Annotated in this window: 21 protein-coding genes; 12 read left to right on the top strand and 9 right to left on the bottom strand. The window is 49.2% G+C overall.

The window, feature by feature from the left end; all coding sequences use genetic code 11:
• Positions 1–18: 18 nt before the first annotated feature.
• The gene (locus MESINF_RS01380; RefSeq protein WP_169698179.1) at positions 19–1,521 is read left to right on the top strand and encodes a carboxypeptidase M32; all 1,503 of its coding nucleotides are present in this window, start codon (positions 19–21) and stop codon (positions 1,519–1,521) included.
• Positions 1,522–1,526: 5 nt separating this feature from the next.
• On the opposite strand, the gene MESINF_RS01375 is transcribed toward MESINF_RS01380, so the two are convergent.
• From MESINF_RS01375 to MESINF_RS01350, 6 genes are all read right to left on the bottom strand, one after another.
• Complete coding sequence (locus MESINF_RS01375; RefSeq protein WP_169698178.1) at positions 1,527–1,976, bottom strand: DNA polymerase IV (family X)-like protein; 450 nt, start codon at positions 1,974–1,976, stop codon at positions 1,527–1,529.
• A gap of 62 nt (positions 1,977–2,038) precedes the next feature.
• The gene (locus MESINF_RS01370; RefSeq protein WP_169698177.1) at positions 2,039–2,362 is read right to left on the bottom strand and encodes a NifB/NifX family molybdenum-iron cluster-binding protein; all 324 of its coding nucleotides are present in this window, start codon (positions 2,360–2,362) and stop codon (positions 2,039–2,041) included.
• Positions 2,359–3,237 carry a nucleotide-binding protein gene (locus MESINF_RS01365; protein ID WP_169698176.1) on the bottom strand — a complete coding sequence of 293 codons (879 nt, stop codon included), beginning with the start codon at positions 3,235–3,237 and terminating at the stop codon, positions 2,359–2,361. The genes MESINF_RS01370 and MESINF_RS01365 overlap by 4 nt, the downstream gene beginning before the upstream one ends.
• Positions 3,225–4,088 (bottom strand): ATP-binding protein, encoded by an 864-nt coding sequence (locus MESINF_RS01360; RefSeq protein WP_169698175.1) that lies wholly within the window; start codon positions 4,086–4,088, stop codon positions 3,225–3,227. Before MESINF_RS01360 ends, MESINF_RS01365 begins: the two co-directional genes overlap by 13 nt.
• A gap of 6 nt (positions 4,089–4,094) precedes the next feature.
• Complete coding sequence (locus MESINF_RS01355) at positions 4,095–4,259, bottom strand: hypothetical protein (protein WP_231936930.1); 165 nt, start codon at positions 4,257–4,259, stop codon at positions 4,095–4,097.
• A 63-nt stretch (positions 4,260–4,322) separates the two neighbouring features.
• On the bottom strand, positions 4,323–4,613 hold the full coding sequence (locus MESINF_RS01350; protein ID WP_169698173.1) for a DUF5320 domain-containing protein: 291 nt from the start codon (positions 4,611–4,613) through the stop codon (positions 4,323–4,325).
• 138 nt (positions 4,614–4,751) lie between these two features.
• On the opposite strand from MESINF_RS01350, the gene MESINF_RS01345 reads away from it, so the two are divergent.
• From MESINF_RS01345 to MESINF_RS01325, 5 genes are all read left to right on the top strand, one after another.
• Entirely contained in the window at positions 4,752–5,351 is a 600-nt protein-coding gene (locus MESINF_RS01345) for a class I SAM-dependent methyltransferase (protein ID WP_231936800.1), read from the top strand.
• Positions 5,352–5,491: 140 nt separating this feature from the next.
• Positions 5,492–6,427 carry a carbohydrate ABC transporter permease gene (locus MESINF_RS01340; RefSeq protein ID WP_169698172.1) on the top strand — a complete coding sequence of 312 codons (936 nt, stop codon included), beginning with the start codon at positions 5,492–5,494 and terminating at the stop codon, positions 6,425–6,427.
• Positions 6,420–7,241, top strand: coding sequence for a carbohydrate ABC transporter permease (locus tag MESINF_RS01335; RefSeq protein WP_169698171.1), 822 nt, complete (start codon positions 6,420–6,422; stop codon positions 7,239–7,241). The genes MESINF_RS01340 and MESINF_RS01335 overlap by 8 nt, the downstream gene beginning before the upstream one ends.
• Positions 7,242–7,261: 20 nt before the next feature.
• Positions 7,262–8,506 carry an ABC transporter substrate-binding protein gene (locus MESINF_RS01330; protein ID WP_169698170.1) on the top strand — a complete coding sequence of 415 codons (1,245 nt, stop codon included), beginning with the start codon at positions 7,262–7,264 and terminating at the stop codon, positions 8,504–8,506.
• An 8-nt stretch (positions 8,507–8,514) separates the two neighbouring features.
• Positions 8,515–9,705, top strand: coding sequence for a POTRA domain-containing protein (locus MESINF_RS01325; protein WP_169698169.1), 1,191 nt, complete (start codon positions 8,515–8,517; stop codon positions 9,703–9,705).
• A gap of 54 nt (positions 9,706–9,759) precedes the next feature.
• Here MESINF_RS01325 and MESINF_RS01320 read toward each other — a convergent pair whose 3' ends face one another.
• From MESINF_RS01320 to MESINF_RS01310, 3 genes are all read right to left on the bottom strand, one after another.
• Positions 9,760–10,422 (bottom strand): anaerobic ribonucleoside-triphosphate reductase activating protein, encoded by a 663-nt coding sequence (locus tag MESINF_RS01320; protein ID WP_169698168.1) that lies wholly within the window; start codon positions 10,420–10,422, stop codon positions 9,760–9,762.
• Positions 10,340–12,493: a ribonucleoside triphosphate reductase gene (locus tag MESINF_RS01315; protein WP_169698167.1), complete on the bottom strand. Its 2,154-nt coding sequence runs from the start codon at positions 12,491–12,493 to the stop codon at positions 10,340–10,342. The genes MESINF_RS01320 and MESINF_RS01315 overlap by 83 nt, the downstream gene beginning before the upstream one ends.
• Positions 12,494–12,719: 226 nt before the next feature.
• Entirely contained in the window at positions 12,720–13,274 is a 555-nt protein-coding gene (locus tag MESINF_RS01310; protein WP_231936799.1) for a 3'-5' exonuclease, read from the bottom strand.
• Positions 13,275–13,402: 128 nt separating this feature from the next.
• Here MESINF_RS01310 and MESINF_RS01305 point away from each other — a divergent pair, with 128 nt between their 5' ends.
• From MESINF_RS01305 to yihA, 6 genes are read left to right on the top strand one after another with little or no spacing between them, the layout of a single operon-like run.
• On the top strand, positions 13,403–13,723 hold the full coding sequence (locus tag MESINF_RS01305) for a hypothetical protein (RefSeq protein ID WP_169698166.1): 321 nt from the start codon (positions 13,403–13,405) through the stop codon (positions 13,721–13,723).
• Complete coding sequence (locus MESINF_RS01300; protein WP_169698165.1) at positions 13,644–14,717, top strand: DUF362 domain-containing protein; 1,074 nt, start codon at positions 13,644–13,646, stop codon at positions 14,715–14,717. Before MESINF_RS01305 ends, MESINF_RS01300 begins: the two co-directional genes overlap by 80 nt.
• A gap of 16 nt (positions 14,718–14,733) precedes the next feature.
• Positions 14,734–16,194 (top strand): glycerol kinase GlpK, encoded by a 1,461-nt coding sequence (gene glpK, locus MESINF_RS01295; protein ID WP_169698164.1) that lies wholly within the window; start codon positions 14,734–14,736, stop codon positions 16,192–16,194.
• Complete coding sequence (tsaE, locus tag MESINF_RS01290) at positions 16,152–16,628, top strand: tRNA (adenosine(37)-N6)-threonylcarbamoyltransferase complex ATPase subunit type 1 TsaE (RefSeq protein WP_169698163.1); 477 nt, start codon at positions 16,152–16,154, stop codon at positions 16,626–16,628. The genes glpK and tsaE overlap by 43 nt, the downstream gene beginning before the upstream one ends.
• A gap of 38 nt (positions 16,629–16,666) precedes the next feature.
• A complete protein-coding gene (lon, locus tag MESINF_RS01285; protein WP_169698162.1) occupies positions 16,667–19,033 on the top strand; it encodes an endopeptidase La in 2,367 nt (788 codons plus the stop codon).
• Complete coding sequence (gene yihA / locus MESINF_RS01280) at positions 19,034–19,603, top strand: ribosome biogenesis GTP-binding protein YihA/YsxC (RefSeq protein WP_169698161.1); 570 nt, start codon at positions 19,034–19,036, stop codon at positions 19,601–19,603.
• The last annotated feature ends 32 nt before the right edge of the window (positions 19,604–19,635 follow it).

Below are 19,635 nucleotides of genomic sequence, written 5' to 3'. Positions count from 1 at the left end.
AAAATTGGAGGTGCAAAAGTGAGTCTTATCGAAGAACTGAATTCCCAATACACGGAACTTTCCTTCCTTAACAGTGCGGCCGCCATCATGGCCTGGGATATGCGTACGTATCTTCCATCCAAGGGCAACGAAATGCGCGCAGAAGCCCTCGGTTATATATCTACACTGGCCTTCAAAAAAAGAGTCTCGGACGAGCTGGGGTCGATCCTGGAAAAGCTTAGCGAGCCGGAGACATACAACTCTCTCGGCGATGATGAAAAGGCCATGGTGAGAGTCTCTGCCAAAGCCTTCAAAAGGGCCAGGGCAATTCCACCGGCGCTTTATCAGAAATTCACCGTGCTGACCGTCAGGAGCGAGAAGGCCTGGGAAAAGGCCAGAGTGGAAAACGATTTCGAAGGGTTCGCACCTTACCTCGAAGAAATCGTGAGTCTTTCCAGAGAGATGGCCAGTCTTTACGGCTTTGCGGAAAACCCTTACGATGCCCTTTTGGAAGGTTATGAGGAGGGTATGACTGCGAAACGGTTGCGCGAAATAATAGAGCCTCTCAAGAAGGAACTGGTGCCTTTTTTGAAAAGGCTCATTACGGAGGGAAAGGCTCCCGAAACCGAGTTGCTAAAGGGAAAATTTTCAAGAAAGGCCCAGGAGAAGTTGAGCCACAAAGCCCTCAAATTCATCGGTTACGATTTCGAAGCCGGTCGGCTTGACGAGACGGTTCATCCCTTCACGATAGGAATAGGGGTCGGCGATGTCAGGGTTACCACCAAGTATCAGCCAGACGAGTTCACTCCGTCGCTTTTTGGTTCGTTTCACGAAGGGGGTCACGCTATATACGAGCAGGGATTGCCCGCCCATTTGAAGGGTACGTCTCTGTACGAGGCGACGTCTCTGGGTATTCACGAGTCTCAGTCGAGAATGATGGAAAACATTGTGGGGCGCAGCAAAGAGTTTTTGAAATTCTTCTATCCGCATATTCAGAAGGCCTACCCGTCGAATTTCAAAAACGTGCCCCTCAAGAAGTTCTATAGAAGCGTCAACAGCGTTAAACCCTCCTTGATAAGGATCGAGGCCGACGAAGTAACGTACAACTTCCACATAATGCTGAGATTCGAGCTTGAAGAAGGTCTTATGAAAGGCGATATACAGGTGGAAGAACTTCCGGCCAGGTGGAACGAAAAGATGAAAGAGTATCTCGGAATTGAACCGGCCAACTTCAGCGATGGTGTGCTGCAGGATATCCACTGGCCCTCTGGAATGATAGGGTACTTCCCCTCATATATGCTCGGGAATCTTTACGCTGCACAATTCTACGCAAAAGCAAAAAGCGACATAAAAGATCTTGAAGGAAAAATCGAAAAGGGCGACTTGAAACCCCTATTACACTGGCTCAGGGAGAACATCCACAGCCAGGGCAGACGTTACAGCCCTGAAGAACTGCTGAAAGTCGTTACCGAAAAAGAACTGGATCCCGAATATTTCATAAGGTACATCAAAGACAAGTATTCACACATATACTCACTCTGAGGGCCTCAGGGCCCTCTTTTCAATCTCTCTTCGAGTCTGGCCAGCTCCTCCCGGCTCAACTTAAGATCTTCTCTCTGCTTTTTCAGAAAAGCCAGTATAGATTCGCTTTCGTCGAGACCGGCATCTTTCCAAATGAAGGCTATAGTTTCAGGATCTAGGGTACCATCCAAAGCGAGTTCCAAGATTGCCGGAGGCATCGCCTTGACCAGCTCGGAGATCTTAGAAATCTTTCCCTCACGCAGGAACTCGAGCGATTTCTCGGTTATGGCCTTACCTATGCCTTTCAACCGGGAAAGGTCGTGGATCTCACGTTCGGTCAACTCCCCTTCGGGGAGCCTGTTCCGTACGGTTCTTGCCGCAAACTCATAGCTCCTGATTTTGAAAGGATTGTCCCTGGAAATTTTGAGCAATCTCGATAGCAGATCGAACTGCGCAGCGAGTTGTTCTCTTTTCAACTCATCACCCCGAGATCTATTTTATCCCGGAAGCGGTCAAACATGCAAAGCGGACGTTGATCTCACCTTTTGCTTCTGTGACTCAGAACCCTTGCGATATTTTCGCGCGCCGTTTCCTCTCTGGCTTCAAAAAAGGCGATTCCGGCTACCTCTATCGCCTGAAGGGCATTTTGACCCAGATGGAAGGCGATTATAGTATCCACGCCTTTGCCTGCCAGAAAATTAACGGCCACTGGTCCAGCGCCGTGTGCGGCCTCTATCGATAGATCGATAAATTCTTGTTCTTCGGAATCGGGATCGTATATCAAAAAATACCTTCCACGGGCGAAGCGATCGTCGGGAAAGCTGTCTAGCGATTTTTCCTTTACTGGAATAGCGATCTTCATCTCTTACCTCCAGAAATCATTATGTTCTCCAGTTTGTTTTTTATCTCTCTTATACCGTCTGCCGCCCCGGAACCATCGAGTGATACGACCGGAACGCCCATCTCTGTGGCCTCGACGACTTTCTCGTCATAAGGGATCTTTCCAAGCACGGGTATTCGGTTTACCCTGCACCAGCTCTCGATCTGTAAGGTCTTCTCATAATTCATGTCCCATTTGTTTATAACGATTCCGCAGTCCCTCCGGAAATGGTGGACGGTCTCGATTATTCTCTCTAAGTCGTGCAATCCCGATACGGTCGGTTCGGAAACCACAACCACGTATGAAACCCCGGTTATGGAAGAGGTTGCCGGGCAGCCGATTCCCGGTGCTCCGTCTATGATGACGACATATCTCTTCTCTTCTTCGGAAACGGTGATAGCTAGCTTTCTAACCTCTGCCACCAGACCTCCGGATGTTTCCTCGCCGGGATACAGGAGGGCATGTACGAGAGGAGTACCATTGAACTTGGAAAGGTAATAATCGCCGGATTTGTTTTCTCTGAGTGTTATCGCCTTCGCCGGGCAGACGACTAGACAGGCTCCACAACCCTCGCAGGCATACGGATCGACTTTGTAAGGTCCTCCGCGAATAAGTGCATCGAATCGACAGTATTTTTCGCAAACACCGCACGAGATACAGTCATTGGAAATCTCGGCTTTCTTACCCCCGTAGTATTCGAAGGAGGAGATCTTTTCAGTCTCCATCAAAAGATGAAGGTTGGGGGCATCGACGTCGCAGTCTGCCATCACGTGGTTATCGAAGAGAAAAGATAGAGAGCCGGCCAGGGTGGTCTTTCCGGTGCCTCCCTTTCCGCTCACTATCGCTATCTGGAACACCGAACCACCTCCGAGGATTTTAAGATTTTTTCGTACAGCCTCTCGAAGCGTTCCTTCCATTCTGGAAGCACATCGGTGAAAAGTACACCGTTGGAATATGCTTTCGCTATCTCACGCTTGAAAGGTATTTTCTCGAGTATCTCTATCTTTTCTTCGCTGGCGAATTCGTCGATCATCGAATAAGCTCCGCCATCTCTGTTGATGACTACGCCGAAGGGAATTTTCATCTCCCTGACTATCTGCAACGCCAGCTTCAAATCGTGCAGTCCGAATGGTGTCGGCTCTGTCACCATCAGGGCGTAATCGACCTTTCTCAACGTTTCAACTACCGGGCAAGACGTTCCCGGCGGAGAATCGAGGATCACAACTTTCTCCGGGTCGATGTGCTTCTTCAGGGCTCTGATTATCCTCACCGGGGATGGTTCTCCGATTTCAAGAATACCCATGCCGTGGTAAAGGTTATCACTTATTCTACCCAGCTCGACCCTCCCTATGGTCTTCGGCATTTCAACAATGGCTCTTTCGGGACAAATGTTGAAACACAGGCCGCAACCGTGACAGAGGTTGTTGAATACCATAACTCCTGTATTAAAAACCGATAAGGCTCCGAACTGGCATCTTCTTGCACACTCTCCACACAGGGTGCATTTTTCTTTGTCTATCACCGGAAGCATGAGCCTGACTTCTTCCTCGTAATACTTTGAGACTTGGAAAAAGAGATGGACGTCTGGCTCTTCGGCATCGGCATCGAGCAGCTGAACTTTACGAGTGGATGAGAGGACTTTAGCAAAATTAGTGGCTAGAGTGGTCTTTCCCGTACCCCCCTTGCCGCTTATGACGGCAACAACCAAAGGCTCCTACCCCCGTCTCCCGAGCCTGAATCCTCTTCTGTGACCAGTACTCAAGCCTAACCCAAGCCTAAATCCGCGAAGGTAAAAGCCCCCGCCGAAAAACATTCTCCCCCCGTAAATCCGAGTGACGTCCAGCCCGCTTACGGAGTCTTTTGGTGCACAGTTCCCCATTCCCCGACCTGTCATCGGACCTTGACCTGAAGGTCCGGTTCCATCTCTCCATGGCATGGTTTCTCACTCTCCTTTGGATTGGGGTTCCAGATCCTCCAGTCTTTTTTCGATTTTCTGGATCTCCAATTTGATGAGCTCGAGCTCATTGTTTAAATAATCTCTGTACTCCTGAAGATCGACTCGTTCCATTTCGGGAGTGATTGGATAATCATAGTAAAATCCTCTACCGTAGAATCCCATTCCTCTGGCAGAACCGGGCCATCTTCCACCTATTCCTCCACCTCGGGGAACATAACCGAAGAACCTGCATGAACCATCTCTGAAACGATTCCCGTAACCAAAGCCATAGGGCATTATATTCGCCTCCTTATATGTTTAGTACATATATGATACACTATTACTTATATGAGTGTCAACCTCCTATTTTCTTATCTCCAAATTTAACCTGAATCGATCGCGTGTTTCTGATAGTATCTCTTTGAGGAGAGAAAAATGATCGAGAGAAAGAACCACATTAGACTGTTTTCAGTTATCGCACCTTTTTATAATATGGCTTTCAGATCGCAGCTGGAGAATTACAGAAGGCTCCTGAAGGAGAACTACTGGAGACTTGATGACAAGATCGAAAGAGCGATCGACATAGGTTGCGGGACCGGAGCCTTCGCCAGAGCCTTGAGCGAGCTGGGTATAAAAGTAACTGCCGTGGATGCTTCCAGTAACATGGTGAGGATAGCCAGGAGAAATCTGGCCGGAACAGGAGTCAGAGTGATGCGGGCAGACTTTTTCGAGGATCTTCCTTTTGAAGACAACAGTTTCGATCTCCTGGTAGCCTCTTATGTGTTACACGGACACAAAATCGATGGAAGGGTCAGGTTCTACGAAGAAACGAAAAGAATCTGCAAGAAGGAGATGATACTTCACGAATTCTTCCCCAATAAAAACCTCCTGGTCTCGTTCGTCGAATTTCTCGAGAGGAGCGATTACAGGAATTTCGTATCTACTGCTTACGAAGAACTTAAAAGCTTCTATCCGGTTGTAGATAGAGTCAGACTTTCCGCGACTAGCGGCTGGTACATATGCCGTTGCGAATAGAGAAACTTTCGGCGCTTTATTCGTTAGAATCCGGTTATCGGTGATTGATTTGCTGAGCCGAGATGTTAGTATTTATCTAGTACGAGAGAAATGAAAGGGCAGGTGTTTCATATATTCCGGTATGATCTGAGCGATGAGCCATGAGAAGGAGGATAACTCCGTATCTCTTCATTTTACCGGCGGGGGCGGTTATCTTTTTCTTTCTTCTCTACCCGCTCGTTTACTCTTTCTTTATAAGTCTTCACGAGTGGGACCTCTCGCCCGGTATGACTTTCGTGGGTCTGGGAAACTATGCGAAGATACTCAGTTCTCCGGAATTCTGGGATTCAATGTTGTACACCGCTTACTACATTGTAGGCGTTCTGCCTTTTTCTCTCGTTCTGGGTTTTCTTTTCGCTTCACTTCTCAACGATGCGACTTTGAAAGGGATAGGTTTTTTCAGGACTGTTTACTTTCTCCCGGTAGTCACCTCACCAATAGCCGCCGGAATGGGTTTCAGTTTTCTCTTCAGTACCGAGCTGGGTTATGTCAATCATCTGATCAGATCCATGGGAGGGGAGTACGTGAACTGGTTGACAAATCCCGAGGGAATTGTGCAAATTCTCTTCAACTGGACAGGCATACAGCTTCCGAAAATACTCCAGGGCCCCAGCGTGGCGCTTTTTGTGATAATACTCATGGGAATCTGGCAAAACGTCGGTTACGCCATGGTGGTTTATCTGGCAGGTATGCAGGGAATTCCAGAAACGTATTACGAGGCCGCCTCTCTGAGCGGGGCAACGAGATTCCAGTGCCTCAGAAAGATAACCATACCTCTCCTATCACCCACAACCTTTTTTCTGTTGATTATGTTCAGCATAAACTCCTTTCAGGTCTTCGGTCCGGTGATGGTGATGACGCCCGAAGGCGGTCCGCTTAATACTACTTCGGTAGTTGTCTTCAGGCTTTATAGAGAGGCCTTCGCCTATTACCGCTTCGGCTACGCGGCCGCGATGGCCTTCGTGCTCTTCATTTTCGTGATCTCGATGACGGCCTTCCAAGTGAAAACTCTCGAAAGAAGGGTTCATTATGAATAGAAGGAGATTCAAGACGATTAAGTATGTAATACTTATCGCAGGTGCTTTGGTCATGATCTTCCCATTTTTCTGGTCTTTAATGACTTCCTTCAAAGACCTGAGAGAGATACTCCAGAACCCTTTCTCGCTGATACCACGGCAGTTCACTATCAAGAACTATCTGAGCGTTTTCAGAAAAGTACCGTTCGCCAGGTATCTCCTAAACAGCGCAGTAGTGGCCAGCGTCACTACTCTTCTCCAGCTGGGGACTGCCTCGCTGGCCGCCTTTGCCTTCGCCAGAATGAGGTTCAAAGGCCGGGACCTGCTATTCTATACCTTTCTAGCTACGATGATGGTGCCTCAACAGGTGGTGATGATTCCACAGTACCTTGTAGTCATGAGCCTTAACCTCGAAAACTCCTATACCGGTCTTATAATACCGCATGCAGCGACGGCGATTTCCATATTCTTCCTCAGACAATTCTTTCTCACCATACCTCAGGATCTTGAAGATGCCGCCACGATAGACGGATGTGGTGCTCTCAGGATACTGATGAATGTCTTTTTACCACTGACAAGGCCGGCGATGGCAACTATAGCAATCTTTTCTTTCATGTGGTCCTGGAACAATTACTTCTGGCCGCTTCTGGTAATAAGTGAACCGGAGATGCGTACCGTTCAGCTTGGACTGGCCATGTTCAAATCCGAGGGGGGCATTCAGTGGGGCGAGTTCATGGCCGCCACGGTAGTGGCTACTCTGCCAATAATGATAGCTTACTTCATAGCTCAAAAGCAGTTTGTCAAAGGCATAACGTTAACAGGTCTTAAGGGTTGATTGGGAAAAGGAGGTCAGGTATGAAAAGGTATATCGTTTCAGTTTTTCTCTTGCTGCTCGTTTTCACCGGAATCGGCAAGGTTACTCTCACCTTCTGGCATTCCATGTCGGATTATCAGAAGCCGATAATAGACAGGCTGGTGAACGATTTCAACAGATCTCAGAACGAAATCACTGTGAAGGCCATCTTTCAGGGTTCGTACGACGATACGGTCACGAAGTTGAAGGCCGCCCTTTTGACGGGAAAGGGGCCAGATGTCTCAATGATAAATATCGAGCATTTACAGATTTTCACCAAAGACGGTTCGCTTCTCGATCTTACCGAGCTTCTGGCGAACGATCCGGCCATATCCCCGGAGGATTTCGTTGACAACTTCTGGACGACGATCATCAGAGATGGAAAGCCCTACGCTTTGCCTTTCAACATAAGTGCGCTCATGCTCTTCTACAACAAGGATCATTTCAGGGCGGCAGGGCTCGACCCCGACAAACCACCCAGGACATGGGAAGAGATGGAAGAGTACGCCAGAAAGCTCACGATAAAGAAAGCTTCCGATTCCAGACCGTCCCAGTATGGGCTCCTGTGGGGAGTTGACGCCATGTTTTACCAGTTCGAGCCTCTCGTTTGGCAGAACGGTGGCGAGATTTTCAACGAAGATATGACCGAATGCTTGATCAATTCGGCCGAAGGAATCGAGGCGCTCGAAAGATGGCAGAGTTGGTTCCTGGAAGGGCTCTCACCGATAGATCTTACCATCGACGAAGGGATCCAGTCTTTCACCATGGGCAAGATCTCGATGGGACCGATGACCAGTGGTGGGATCAGGTACGCCCTGGAAAACATCCCCTGGGATCTCGGAGTTGCACCTCTTCCCCAGAACAAGCAAAGGACTACAACGCTAGGAGGAGCCTCGCTATCTATAATGTCGGGTCTTTCCGAGGAGAAGGTTAAGGCGGCCTGGACCTTCCTCAAATGGATGGTTTCAGAAAAAAACACTCTCTTCTGGTATGAGGGGACTGGGTATATGCCGGTGAAAAAGTCCGCGATGGAGTCTCTAGAGATCCAGCTAATCTGGCAGCGTTTCCCGCAATTGAAGGCTCCCATCGAGTCTATAGAATTTGCCAGACCTAGACCCGTTCATACCAACATAATAGAGATAAGGAACATACTCTATGATTCCATCGAACAGGTCAGAAAGGGAGTTACAGAGCCGGAAAAGGCTTTCAACGAAGCCGTTGAGAAAGTCAACGGCCTTTTGAAGTGAGGTGGACTATGAAGAGAGCGATAGTGCTCGCAGTATTTTTCGTGTTTGCCATTTCGCTGTTTGGAGTGAACAGAATAGTGGAAATAGCGGTAGAGGGCAACGCGAAGACGCTGGACTCAACCGTGAGGAATCTTTCCGGCATTAAGATCGGTGACGAATTCGACATAGAGAAGATTTACAGGGCCAAACGGGCCTTGCAGGAGAGCGGTCTCTTTACGGACGTCTATATGCAGATCAAGACTGTTGACAGTGATTACAGGCTTGTGATAACGGTCGAAGAGGCAAATACGATTTATCCGTACTTCGGCCAATATCTGACGATCGGCGTTGGGGAGAGAAATCTGCTCGGAACGGGAGTGAACATTTACGGAGGTCTTCGATTCCTCAGGTTTACCGATAAGAAATTCTTGGGTTTTATTCCGCAACCCCAATTTTTCTGGGGAGGGTTCACTCTGGGAGCTGGATACCCGCAAGCGCTGGGAACAGGTATCGATTTTATAACCGAACTCACACTTTTCAAAGAGGTTCCCTGGCAAAGCGATCTTCTACTTACCCTGAACAGGTTCAAGCTGGGTGCGAGTTATCCTTTCGGCGATTACGTGGCTGGAGTTTCCTATACTTTCGAGAGCGGCACCTTCGACGCTTCCGTGACGAACGATTACTCCGTCTCGATCGTCAACGGTGCCTTCGCCTTCGGCGATGCTGAGAATTTCCGACAAGAGAGGTCCAATCTGTACGGCAATACGGTCCTTAGCTACGGTTTCGGCAAGGGATACAGTTACCTGCAGCAGACTGCCGTGCTAAACTTCTGGTACAGAATAATTGGAAGAATATACATCCTCAGCACTACCAGAGCGGGTGTCACCTACCTGGGGACTGCCCCGGTAACGAAGCAGTTCTACATAGGCGGCAACACCGATCTCAAAGGCTGGAATCTTTACTCGTTCAATCCAGGTCACTTCGTTTTTGAATCCGTGGAAGCCGGAGTCCCTTTAACGGAGAATTTCGGGATAGCTCCCTCCGACGAGCTGAGTGTCTACATCCCCAAGCTATATCTTATGGGAGTGGTAGGGTCAGATAAGACTTTCGGGTTGTCGATCGGAATAGGCTTCGAATGGAGAACACCTCTGGGCATCGCTTTTGAGCCTCAGATATTCTTCGGAGGTGACGGTTTCAAGTTCTACTTCGAGCTACGTTAGCCCGAATCGAACAAAACCGGGGACAGTAGTCCCCGGTTTCTTTATGACTGTGATTCATTCTCTCAAAACTATCTGCGCTCCAGATATCCTTGAAAGAACCCCGGAAAATTCTTCCAGAATTCCTGACTTGTATGGTTCTTGATCGTTTCCATCGATCCTTCGATACTGTTGGACGGCGATTCTGGAGGCCCCTCTGCATAGTTCGGCCAGCTCCCCGAAGTCCTCACGTTTTATATAGGGAGGGTAGAGCGTGATCCTTATTTCGTGCTCCCTGAAGGCCTTAACCAGATCGAGACTTTTCCTTATGGTCTCAATTGATACATCCGAGAAGAGCGAATAATCCAGCGACTTCAGATCCATGGCCACAAAGTCTATACACTCCATAAGGCGGGCAAGAAGAGCCGGATTCCAGCCGTTAGTGTCGAGTTTAACCAATTTGCCCGGTATCCGCTCCCTGAGATGGCCTATGAAGGGTATTAACTCTCCGACCCTCAAAGTCGGCTCGCCTCCTGTTATTACGATGGCGTCTATCAGAGCTCTGCGCCTATCGAGATAATCTATCACAGTCTCTTCACTCAACTCCTCGATTACTTGTCTCTTGAGCGTTTTGTTCTGGCAGTAGGCGCAGTTAAAGTTACAGCTTGAGGTAAATACCGTCAGGGCTACTTTCCCTGGATAATCTACCAGGCTCACTCTTTCCCAGCCTGCAAAGTTCATCTATGCTTTCTCTCCTTATCTGATAAACCTTTCTCCTTTTGAATTCCTCCTGTTTGCCGATATTCCAGTTCTGGACGGGGCGGTAATATCCGGTAATTCTTGAATAGACCTCCGTCGCGGCACCGCATTTTGGACAAGCGTATTGCTCGCCGCTCAGGTACCCGTGGGTCTGGCAAACAGAATAGGTGGGGGACAGTGTGAAGTAGGGTATTCTGTAATTGCCGGCTATTTTTCTCACGAGTTCCCTGGTTGTCTGCCAGTCAGATATCTTCTCGCCCAGAAAAGCGTGGAAGACCGTACCGCCCGTGTATTTTTGCTGGAGATTCTCCTGAAGGTCGAGTGCCGAGAAGATATCGCTCGTAAAATCCACGGGGAGGTGCGAGGAATTCGTGTAGTATGGGCTATCCTTTCCGGCGGTAATTATCTGGGGGAACTTCTTTTTATCGATCTTGGCCAGGCGATAAGAGGTTGATTCGGCCGGAGTCGCCTCGAGGTTGTACAGGTGCCCGGTAGTCTCCTGGAAGGTCATTATTTTATTTCTCATGAAGTCTAGCACTCTCAGAGAGAAGTTGTACCCTTCGTTTTCGGCTATACTCTTTCCAATCCAGCGTGCGTTGAGACAGGCCTCGTTCATTCCAACCAGCCCGATGGTCGAGAAATGATTGTCGAAATTTTTTAGATATCTGCGGGTATAAGGATAGAGGCCTTCACCGTTCAACTTTTCCACCACCGACCGCTTGACTTCCAGGCTCCTGCTGGCCAGCTCCATAACCCTGGCCAGCCTTTCCAGAAACTCCGTTTCGTTCTTGCTGAGATACGCGATCCTCGGAAGGTTTATAGTTACGACTCCGATCGAGCCGGTGAATTCGTCCGAGCCGAACAATCCCCCTCCTCTCCTCTTCAGTTCACGCTTATCCAGTTGCAGTCTGCAGCACATGCTTCTAACATCGTCTGGATCCAGGTCGGAGTTTATGAAATTTTGGAAATAAGGCGTTCCGTATTTACTCGTTATTTCGAAGAGAAGCTTCGCATTTTCATTTTCCCAATTGAAGTCTTTCGTTATATTGTAAGTAGGGATCGGATATTGGAATCCCCGTCCGTTGGCGTCGCCCTCGTCGAGTATCTCCAGGAAGGCCCGGTTTATCATATCCATCTCTTCCTGACAATCCCCGTAGGTAAAATCGAGTCTCTTTCCTCCCACTATGGCCGGCTCGTCTCTCATCTTTTTCGGCACCACCCAGTCGAGCGTTATGTTGGTGAAAGGAGCCTGCGTTCCCCACCTGGAAGGCGTGTTGACGCCGAAAACGAAGGACTGGATATTCTGCTTCACTTCCTTCAGAGAGAGGTTGTCTATCTTCACAAAGGGAGCCAGATACGTGTCGAAAGACGAAAAGGCCTGGGCACCGGCCCATTCGTTCTGTAAGATACCCAGGAAGTTCACCATCTGATTCACGAGGGTCGAAAGATGTTTCGCCGGTGAAGAGGATACTTTCCCCCTTACCCCTCCGAGCCCTTCTTCAATCAGCTGTCTCAAACTCCAACCCGCACAGTAGCCCGATAGCATGGAAAGATCGTGAATGTGAATATCTCCCTCGCGGTGGGCGTTACCTATTTGGGGATCGTACATCTCCCTCAGCCAGTAGTTGGCCGTTACCGTTCCGCTGTTGTGCAAGATGAGGCCACCTATGGAATAGGTTACGGTTGAATTCTCTCTGACACGCCAGTCCAGCATGTTGAGGTAACTGTTGACGGTTTCCGAGAAATCAAGCATCGAGGATTTGAGTTCTCTTAGCTTTTCGCGGTGAGTTCTGTAGAGAATGTAAGCCTTGGCGACTTCCGTGAAGCCCAGATTCTCCAGCGTCCTCTCGACGGAATCCTGGATGTCTTCTATATCTACGAGGTTGTCGCTTACCCTTGGTTGAAAATCGGCTACGACACGTAGCGCAACCCTCTCAAGAATGTCTTCGTTGTAGTGGGTAAGGGTAGCATCGAAGGCTTTCTTCATGGCGTTTATTATTTTGTCCAGGTCGAATTCTACGATTGATCCATTTCTTTTTCTGACATTCAGCATCATCATACCTCCATGAATAAGCTCAATAATTAGTGGACGATAAACATTCTACCACAATATATAGAGAATTCGAAGTCGAAGCGGGGTCGATTTTGGCGGATAAAGACGATTGGCAACGTTTAGATTCTACCAGATCGAAATGTTGGGTTTTTTAAGTTTTTCTGGGTGGTTTCTTTCCGTATGGACTCTCTAGAAATCATTCGGCCATGGCATTTCAGACCCCAGCCTACTTCCTTATGAATCTCGTTACACTTTCTTTACCCATCTTCTCACTCATAGCCAGAAAAGCCCGGGCCGTCGCCATAGCGTCTCCAAGTGCTCTGTGCCTTGAGTCCGCGACTATTCCCAGCCTGGCAAGAAGAATATCCAGATTGTTACGGTCGCGTCTGAAGAGACTTCGGGACATTTCGATGGTGTCAATGTAGGAGTTGGGAATTCTTCCAAGACCGCATCTCTCACCAAAGTGGTTTAGAAAAGACAGATCGAAGGGGGCATTGTGAATTACCAATATAGAACCTTCGACGAAGCGAAAGAAATCTCGAAGAACCTTCTCCACTGGAGGCATATCCTTCACCGTAAAGTCGCTTATCCCGGTCAGGCTGGTTATCGTTAAAGGAACCATGCAACCGGGATCGATGAGATTGTCGAAGACATCATCCTCCACAATATGCCAGTTGCGGACCCTGACACCGGCTATCTCCAGTAGCCTGGCACCACGGTTGACATCCAAGCCCGTAGTTTCGGTGTCGAGGACCACGAAATCCATCCCTGTTTTCTCCAACCAGTGTTTCCCCCCTTTTCTTCTAAAATTTTACAACAAGAACGGACACAAGTTTCAGAATATGACGGAAGCCTTTATTCAACTGTGGGTGATGTGTATAGAGTATAATTCTACTGAGGTGACTTTCCATGGATGATAAGGTGAATCATACAGAAGAGGAAATAAGAGAGAGATACAGAAAAGCTATCGAATCATCCCTGCAAAAGGCGCCCGTGAGAACGGGCGAAAGGATATATCTCACAGATCTCTGGGCCGTTACGTCGATCCCGGAAGAGATAATAATAGAGATTCTCTCTTCTTGCGAAGTTAAACTTCCCGAAGAGGTACGCTGCATAGTGGATGATCGTAGAAAGAAGAAGAGGGTTCTTTATGGAGAGAAAGAATCAAATGAACAGAGTGGCAATACTAAGCAGCCCAGAATACGCAAAGTGCAGGGAGAAGATAGCTGAAGGTCTCGATCTGCTTAATTTCAACGAAGACGTTCGGGGAAAGAAGGTACTTCTGAAGCCGAACCTTCTTTCGGCCAGAACGCCAGACAGCTCTGTGACGACTCATCCCGAAATAGTCCGAGCGGTGGCGGAGATTTTTCTTCGGCGCGGGGCAAAGGTCAGTGTGGGGGATTCTCCCGCGAGGGTCAGTACAATTGCAGCAGCCAGAGTCGCTGGAATAGAAAGCGTCTGCAGGGAACTGGAAATTCCCCTTGTCGATTTTGACGATCCCGTTTCTGTGGTTTTGGAGGAGGGGACGTATCGGAACTTCGAAATAGCCCGCCCGGTCCTGGAGGCCGATCTTGTAGTCAATCTGGCCAAACTCAAGACTCATTCCCTCACGCTCGTCACGTTTGGTGTCAAGAATCTCTTTGGCTGTATCCCCGGTGCTAGAAAACAGGGCTGGCATTTCAGGGCGAGAAACATGATAGATTTTTCCAGAATGCTTCTGGATCTGGCGAGGTATTTAAAGCCCTCGTTGACGATACTTGACGGGGTCGAGGGAATGGATGGAAACGGACCGTCGAATGGGAGGAAGATCTATCCCGGAATCGTGGCACTCTCGAGAAATGTCTTTTCTCTGGACGACGCGATAGCCGAACTCTTCCAGGTGAAGCACTCTAAAGTGCCGCTTTTGAGAATGGCCAGAGAAGAGAATCTGGTTGGTGAGTACGAAATCGTGGGCGACGCACCCGTGCCGTCGAGGCTGGTATTACCAGAAACCAATTACATCGCGGTTTATGGTGCAGGTTTCTTGAGGCATTTCGTAACGAAGTTTCCAAAGATAGATAAAAAGAAGTGCATTGAGTGCAGGAATTGCGAAAGGACTTGCCCTGTCGGTGCGATAGACATAAACAGGTTCAGGATAGATTATAGCAAGTGCATAACCTGCTACGTCTGCCACGAGATCTGTCCGGAGAACGCGATCGTTTTCAAGAGACGTTTTAATATATGAAGGAGGAGGCGGTAGGATGAGTTATATTCTGGCCATCGATCAGGGAACCAGCAGCAGCAAGGCCGTACTCTTCGATGAGGAGTTTTATCAGGTGGCCGTTTCACAGGAGGAGTTCAGGCAGATATACCCCAATCCTGGCAGAGTTGAACACGATCCTAGAGATATAATTCTCAGTACTATGAGCTCTGTGGAAAACGTGGTATCAGATGCCAGGGTCTCTTACCGTGAGATCGAAGCCATAGGCATAACCAACCAGCGCGAAACCGTGGTCGCGTGGGACGCCATAACCGGTCAGCCTTTGTGCAACGCTATCGTCTGGCAGGATAGGAGAACCACCGAAAGATGCAAGGAGCTGCGGGAAAAGTTCGGAGAAAAGATACACCTCAAGACTGGATTGATGCCCGATCCGTATTTCTCTGCCACGAAAATGGAATGGATGCTGCAAAACGTTCCCGCGGTCCAGGAGGCCGCAAAGAGGCGTACCTTGCGTTTCGGTACGATCGACTCCTGGTTGGTCTGGAACCTTACAAGAGAGAAGCGATTTGTGTGCGATTACTCGAATGCTTCAAGAACAATGCTCTTCAACATACAGGAATTGAAGTGGGATAGAGAGCTTCTCGATATGTTCGGAATAGATGAAGAGTTCCTTCCGAAGGTCGTAGATTCCTGTAACGCTCTTGGAGCTTCGATATACGGTCCTGAGATAGCCGGTATAGCCGGAGACCAACAGGCTTCACTCTTCGGACAGACGGCCTTCTCGCGGGGAGATGCAAAGTGTACCTACGGAACCGGCTCTTTCATACTCATGAATACCGGGTCGGAGCCGAAATACTCAAGACACGGCCTCCTGACAACGATTGGGTGGAAGCTTGGGAAAGACATTATATATGCCATAGAAGGGTCTATCTTCGCCTCTGGAGCACTTATAACGTGGTTAAAAGAGGGTCTGGAAATAATAGCCAGTCCCTCGGAGACCGAATCGCTTGCACGTGAGGTTCAGGACAACGGTGGAGTTTACTTCTCGGGAGCCCTTACCGGTCTGGGAGCCCCGTATTGGGACGCTTCGGCAAGGGGGACGCTGATAGGATTGACCAGAGGGACAAAGAAGGGCCATATAGTCAGAGCAGTGCTCGAGTACATAACCTTCAGGACTCGCGAAATACTGGAATTGATGGAAGAAGAGACAGGGATAAAACTGAAGAAGCTCCTGGTGGATGGCGGAGTCACCAGAAACAACTTCCTGATGGAGATGCAAGCTAACGTGCTCGGTATCCCCGTGGATAGATCTCTGATAAAGGAAACGACGGCGCTGGGTGCTGCGATGCTCTCAGGCCTTTGCACAGGCTTATGGGACATGGAAGTGCTGAAAAACAGGCGTATCAGCGAGGTGGAGTTCGAACCGAGCGGAAACAGAATGGAGGAAGAGTTTTCGAAGTGGAAAGAAGCACTGAGAAGATCTATGAACTGGGAAAGATGAATATAGACCAGTTGTTGAAACTGGCCGGTGAGATCGGCGAAAGACTCTGCGGAGGAGAGACGATACTTCTTTACGGTGATCTGGGCACTGGAAAGACGACTTTTGTGAGGGGACTGGCCAGAGGGTTGAGAATCGAAGAGAGGCTGGTTAGAAGTCCGACGTTCAACATTATCAACACATATCCCGGCAGGTTGATTTTAGTTCACGCCGATCTCTACAGACTGGGTAATCAAAGAGAATTGCTGGATCTCGACCTCGAAGATCTCGGCGACGATAACACGGTTATGGCTATCGAGTGGCCCGAAATGTACAGACCCTTCGTGGAATTGCCGTGTCTGATAGTAAAACTTAAGCACTGGAGCGAAAATGAAAGAGTCGTGTCCCTGTCATCGCTCGATGAGAAAACCGATGGATTGCTCTCTTTTTTGAAATGAAAAGACGGTATCTTACCAAATGAAAGGAAGGTGTTCTGGTGGCACAAAAATTCGAATTACTTGAGAAAGCAGCAATTAGAAGCGAGAGAAAGATAGAGATACCCGATATATTGCCAGCGATTCCGACGAGAACCAATATGTTGATATATCCCTCTTCAGTGATGCCGCTCTACGTAGGGAGGGAGAAGTCTCTTTCGGCGCTCGAAGAATCGATCGGCAAGTACGATCAGCTGGTCTTCCTGGTGTCTCAGAGAGATATAACCAAAGAGGAACCGGAACTGGGCGATCTCTTCGAAGTCGGTACTATAGGCCGCATCGTCCAGTTGATGAAGATGCCCGATGGCAATTACAAGATCCTGGTCGAGGGACTGGCCCGGGCTAAGATCTCGGGGGTAGTCGAAGAGGAGAACGCTCTGATTGTAAAGCTTGAGAGCCTTAAGTCCAGAGCCAGAAAGAGCAAGATGCTGGAGGCACTGGTTCGCAAGGTCAAGGAGCTGACGCAGAAATACGTTTCGATGAGCCGTAGGTTCCCGGAAGAAGCCCTGATGGCTCTCGAAGACACTTCCAACGCTGACAAGTTTGCCGATTTCGTCTCTTCGATCGTTCCCTTCGCTCTGGAGGAGAAGCAGAAGTTGCTAGAAGAAGTCGAACCTGTCGAGAGACTGAAGACACTTATGGAACTTCTGAGTCGTGAGATAGAGATCCTCTCGCTCGAAGAGGAGCTGGATAAGCGTGTGAAGGAGAAGATTGAACAGGGTCAGAAGGAGTACTATCTTCGTGAAAAAATGCGTGCGATTCAGGAGGAACTCGAAGGCGAGGAAGATGAAGAGATAAAGGAATTGAAGGAAAGGGCTGCTTCCCCCGACCTGTCTGACGAAGTTCGCGAGAAGGCCGAACAGGAAATATCCAGATTGGAGAAGATGTCTCCCTACTCGGCTGAGGCGACGGTGGTGAGAACGTATCTGGATTGGTTGCTTAACCTTCCCTGGTCTCTGGAGACGGAGGATGAGATAAAGATAAAAGATGTGCGCAGAACGTTGGACAGCAACCATTACGGATTGCAGGACGTCAAGGAAAGGATACTGGAGTTCCTGGCTGCCAGAAAGTACTCGGAAAAACTCAGGGCTCCCATACTCTGTCTGGTAGGGCCTCCAGGCGTTGGCAAGACCTCTCTGGGGCGATCGGTGGCCGAGGCAATGGGCAGAAAGTTCGGAAGAATATCTCTGGGCGGCATGAGAGATGAGGCCGAAATACGTGGCCACAGGAGGACCTACGTCGGCGCCCTTCCTGGCAGGATAATGCAGATGATCCGAAAGCTCGGTTCGAAGAACCCAGTGATTGTGCTGGATGAAGTCGACAAAATGGGAATAAGCTTCCAGGGCGACCCGGCTTCGGCATTATTGGAGGTTCTCGATCCCGAGCAAAACAGCAATTTCACCGATCATTTCCTGGAGGTATCCTTCGATCTCTCCAGGGTGTTGTTCATAACTACGGCGAATGTTCTATACTCCATACCCGATGCCCTCAGGGACAGGATGGAGGTCATCGAGATACCCGGATATACCGAGTCGGAGAAGTATCATATCGCCAAAGATCATATACTGCCCAAGCTGCTCGACGAATACAACATGAAGGATGGAAGCTTCAAAATCACCGGATCGGCGATAAAGGGAACGATAAGAGATTATACCAGAGAGGCCGGTGTGAGGCAGCTCGATCGTAACCTGGGAAAGATAATCAGGAAGGCTATCCTGAAGATGGCCGAAGGTGAGGGGAGTATAAACGTAGGGGTGAACGATCTCGGCGAATTCCTGGGAATACCGCTCTTCAAGGACAGCGATTTCCGAAAGAAGCCCGAGGTAGGCGTGGTAACAGGACTCGCTTGGACTCCCGTCGGAGGGGAGATCATGTACATTGAGGTGCTCCCCGTGCCGGGGAAGGGAAAGCTCATCATCACCGGCCAGCTTGGCGATGTTATGAAGGAATCGGCGCAGATCGCCACCTCGCTCGCCAAAAAACTCTGCGATGGTGAAAAGTATGCCGATATCTTCGAGAAGAGGGACTTCCATATACATGTTCCGGAGGGAGCCGTTCCCAAGGATGGGCCCAGTGCCGGTATAACTCTTACTACAGCCTTCATTTCGGCTGTTTCCGGCAGGAAGGTCAGGAACGATATCGCAATGACTGGCGAGATAACCCTTCGGGGAAAGGTTCTGCCGATAGGCGGATTGAAAGAGAAGCTGATGGCCGCTTACCGTTCCCAAATGAAGACGGTGATCATACCCCTGGCTAACAAACGGGATCTGGAAAAGGTTCCCGAAGAGATAAAATCCCGGCTGGAGTTCGTTTTCGTGGAGGATATCCTGGAAGTCCTCCAAGTCGCTCTGCTGGACAAAGGTGATTGAGTGATAAAGAGTGTTGAGCTGTGCAGAACGGTCTTCAAATCAGGAGAGTACCCGCCTCCGCTGGAAAGGGAGATAGCCTTTGCCGGCCGGTCTAACGTCGGCAAGTCTTCGCTTCTCAACTCCCTTTTCGGTAGAAAACTGGCCCACACGAGTTCGACTCCGGGCAAGACCCGTTCGATAAACTTCTACACCGTCAACGGGTCGGTCTATTTCGTGGACCTACCCGGTTATGGTTATGCAAAGGCTTCCATAAAGGAGAAGGAGAAGTGGGAGAGACTCATAATCGATTACTTCGATTCGAGAAAGTCTCTATCGCTCCTGGCAGTCCTCATGGACAGCCGCCATCCCTTTCAGGCCGTTGACAGGCAGATGCTGGAATGGGTTATATACTACTCCCTGCCTTACCTGGTCGTTCTGACGAAGGCCGACAAGCTTTCGAGAAGCCAGCAATCCATAACCCTCAAGTCCGTCAAAGACGGTCTATCGGAGTGTGGAGCTCTGCCCCCTGTGTTCATGGTTTCGGCCGAAAAGAGACAGGGAATCGAAGAATTGGTGAACACGCTCCTCTGATCTGTGGTGATAAAAAAGGCGGGGATTTTCCC

Origin of the sequence: Mesotoga infera (genome assembly GCF_900157305.1) — a bacterium.
In the GTDB taxonomy this organism is placed as follows: domain Bacteria; phylum Thermotogota; class Thermotogae; order Petrotogales; family Kosmotogaceae; genus Mesotoga; species Mesotoga infera.
This window is presented reverse-complemented; position numbering and strand designations above follow the sequence as displayed.